General features: G+C 54.1%; 1 pseudogene. It reads left to right on the top strand.

What is annotated here, in order from left to right:
* Positions 1-518, top strand: a pseudogene (locus E1H13_RS28395) (photosystem II q(b) protein); the annotation flags it as partial.

The following is a 518-nucleotide window of genomic DNA, read 5'->3' as shown; positions in this document are numbered from 1 at the left end:
CCTTACCAGTTCGTTATCTTCCACTTCCTGATTGGCGTTTTCTGCTACATGGGTCGTGAGTGGGAATTGAGCTACCGTCTGGGCATGCGCCCCTGGATCTGCGTTGCTTACAGCGCTCCTGTGGCCGCTGCTACCGCTGTGTTCTTGATCTATCCTTTGGGTCAAGGCTCCTTCTCAGACGGTATGCCCCTGGGTATTTCCGGTACCTTCAACTTCATGTTGGTGTTCCAAGCTGAGCACAACATTCTGATGCACCCCTTCCACATGCTGGGTGTAGCCGGTGTGTTCGGCGGTTCTTTGTTCTCCGCCATGCACGGTTCTCTGGTGACCTCGTCTCTGGTGCGTGAAACCACCGAGACTGAGTCTCAGAACTACGGCTACAAGTTTGGTCAAGAGGAAGAGACCTACAACATCGTGGCAGCCCACGGTTACTTCGGTCGCTTGATCTTCCAATATGCCAGCTTCAACAACAGCCGCAGCCTGCACTTCTTCTTGGGTGCCTGGCCTGTGATTGGCAT

Origin of the sequence: Nodosilinea sp. P-1105 (genome assembly GCF_012911975.1) — a bacterium.
In the GTDB taxonomy this organism is placed as follows: Bacteria; Cyanobacteriota; Cyanobacteriia; order Phormidesmidales; family Phormidesmidaceae; genus Nodosilinea.
This window is presented reverse-complemented; position numbering and strand designations above follow the sequence as displayed.